This window comes from Chamaesiphon sp. VAR_69_metabat_338, assembly GCF_031423935.1.
Classification (GTDB): Bacteria; Cyanobacteriota; Cyanobacteriia; order Cyanobacteriales; family Chamaesiphonaceae; genus Chamaesiphon.
This window is the reverse complement of record NZ_JANPGM010000166.1, coordinates 1-2,775: the sequence shown is the minus strand read 5'-3', so window position 1 is coordinate 2,775 and position 2,775 is coordinate 1. Positions and strand designations below refer to the sequence as shown.

2 protein-coding genes and 1 pseudogene are annotated in these 2,775 nt (G+C 42.9%); all 3 read right to left on the bottom strand.

Annotation, left to right across the window (positions count from 1 at the left end; all coding sequences use genetic code 11):
- A pseudogene (locus tag RMO84_RS04920) lies at nt 1–230 on the bottom strand (hypothetical protein); the annotation flags it as partial.
- A gap of 182 nt (nt 231–412) precedes the next feature.
- Entirely contained in the window at nt 413–1,588 is a 1,176-nt protein-coding gene (gene opgC, locus RMO84_RS04915) for an OpgC domain-containing protein (RefSeq protein ID WP_310487363.1), read from the bottom strand.
- A gap of 21 nt (nt 1,589–1,609) precedes the next feature.
- Nucleotides 1,610–2,775, bottom strand: a 1,166-nt coding sequence (locus tag RMO84_RS04910; protein ID WP_396135773.1) for a hypothetical protein, incomplete at its 5' end; no start/stop codon positions are given.

The following is a 2,775-nucleotide window of genomic DNA, read 5'->3' as shown; positions in this document are numbered from 1 at the left end:
TCAGGTGGATAGAGACAGTAGCGGTTGTAAGGACTATGCCGACCATATTGACCGCCATAAATACCATGTTCATAGTAGATACTATTGATATTGTGAGGATTTCCATATGTCTTCAGATTTATAACCGAGTTAGGATCGGTTCGATCGCTAGATAGTAACCCTAAAAATTTACCATTTTGTGCATATAATTCAAGTTTCCCATCAAGTGCGAGCAGGTCGAGCAGCATCATTTGTTGTTCTTGTTACTCTGGATTTAACATCTGTCACTTCATTTATGCTGAATCGGCGATCGATCTAGTGTGATTTCTATGCTAATTAAGAGTGATTTGCCGTTTGTCTGAACTGTCATGAGGATGGGGGCGATTTTTATCATCTATTTGTCGATCGACAAATAGATAATTTATATTAAGTATCACCGAGGAATAATTTTAAACAAAACCTCCTTTTTAACCAGCCACCAGCACAAACCGATCCCGCTCGCTTGAGCTAAACTGACTAACCAAGTACTGCCTTGAATCAAACCGGGAATCATAAACCAGATTAAAGTCAAAGGCACATGAATAATGTAGACATATAGAGAGTTTTGACCCAAGGGAATCAGCAAATTACCCAGCGTTTTGGACAATGGTATCCAAAACCTGTCTACAGCCATAAACATCAGCGAAAATAGTCCCAGCAGCGTTACTAATCGAATTGGGCCATTGATACTTCGATCTGTCAATCGCAGCCATAATGCCCGATCTTGCACCTTCTGGGGCCACGTTCCGAGTTGAAGATCGAAATGAGCTGTAACTAAGGCGGCAATGACGATCGCGAGCATTCCCAATAGCACTGGTATTTTGGGCAAGCGTTTCCATGTTTTTGCTAACCTATCCTTGTGATAACCAGCGGCGACACCATGCACGTACAGGATTTGCCAAGTACTAAAGACAAAATACGGATGAGCGCGATCGAGCGGTTGCAAGCTAAACGAATAGGGATGCACTTGTTGAATCCACCACAATGTCCAAGAAGCAGTTAATAGTGGTAATAAAAGTCCCCGCCGCAACAACCAAAATATGGCGGGAGAAGCTAATAAACACAACACATATAGTTGCAAAATATCGACGATTGGTGGAGCCAAATGGAGCGTTCCAGCCGCGAGCAAAATTTGCCACCATTCTCCAGGCGCGCGATCGAAACTCGGTCGAGTCATCCCTGGTGCGACAATACTTAGCAATCCCAAACCAGCAATGAGGATAAAGCTTGTAAAATACAAGATTTTCGCTCGTTCTAATAGCTTCTGCATCGCAGAATTCAAGCCAATCTTATCAATTCGTTGCAAGGTCACAAATCCTAAAACAAAGCCAGATAAAAACACAAATCCTTCTGCCGAACTCGCATAGATATGTCCTTGAGTAATATTATTAAAATACGATCGGCATTCTAAATGATTGACTACCATCGACACGATCGCCACACCGCGCAGAAAATCGATGCGGAGATCGCGTTTCCCATAAAGATCGGGATCGTATTGCCACAACTTCCGGCTCTTCGTGGGGACTGAAGTTAGATCTAGACAGACATCTGGTGGGGTGATAATCGACATAATCTCTATAACTTAATTTACCTAAAACTTCACCCGAACTTGACCGAGAATAGATTGGCTATTTGCATTGCTAGTGGTCTGTACGGTACTTTTGACATTACTAAAGCTATAACCGAAATCCGCTTCAAGATTGGGTGAAATCTTCGCAGTACACTTAGTTTGATAGCCACCAGCATCAGAGCTGGTAGAATTAACATTCTGTCCGCCCAAACTAGCCGATAGCCGACAATTGAGGACATCTCGAATCACACTACCTTCCCAGGCAACTTCGCCTGTATAAACTAGAAAGTCTGGAGGAGCAAAGTAACCTTTGTCAGTTGAATTTTTGTAATTCCAGGTAAATAAATTACCAGCTACTGAAAACTCACCGAACTTACGTTCGATGCGGCTGAACGATTGTTGCTCCTGGTTGCTGTCGCTGTAACTACCTAATTTTAGAGATGAGAACAAGGATGTATCTTTATCTAATTGCCAAAATACTGATGGCCCATAACGCAGGGCAGAGATTTGATTCTCGATCGTTTTGGCATTAAATTTATAAGCTCCCTGTTGCAAATCCGCAGACACAGTTAAACCAGTCGTCAAGGGATAGTCTACTTTGAGATTAAAATTGGGAGTAGTAGCTCCGCTCAATATATCGACACCTACTCCCGAACGAACTTTAAGCGAGTTAATTTTGGTTTCCCAATCAATCCCCAGGGGGACATTGGTAACAGTTTTTGTATCTGGCTGTTCGTAAGTATTGTAACCAGTTGTGAATAAGATTCGATCGCCATTATTGAGCCGAAGTATTGCAGTTGATTCGATAATCCGGTTCACTTGACCGGAGTTATTCCAGTCATTATGAATATTGGGTTGGATGCCTTCTAAGACAGCAAAAGGTACTCCAACGGGAGCAGGTTTTACACCTGTACCTTCAACCGAACCAGAATTAGCTCCAGGTGAAGGTGTCGATTGAGTTGTGGGTAATGGAGATGGGGGGATTGAGATCTGTTCTCTTGGTGGTGATAATTTCAGATCGGGATTAAAGTTATCCGCACCAGCGATCTGTTGTGGTATCGGACGGATCGGCTGTGACGATAACGGAATTTTGACCGATCTAATGTGCTTAGGTGCGGTTGTGGCTGATGATGTGGCCGTTGTGAGGAGGAGATATACAAAAATACTCCCCGCAGTTAATATTTGTT

Bases quoted from the DNA above. Each gene is read 5' to 3' on its own strand.
- opgC (WP_310487363.1), bottom strand. From the start codon at position 1,588: ATGTCGATTATCACCCCACCAGATGTCTGTCTAGATCTAACTTCAGTC.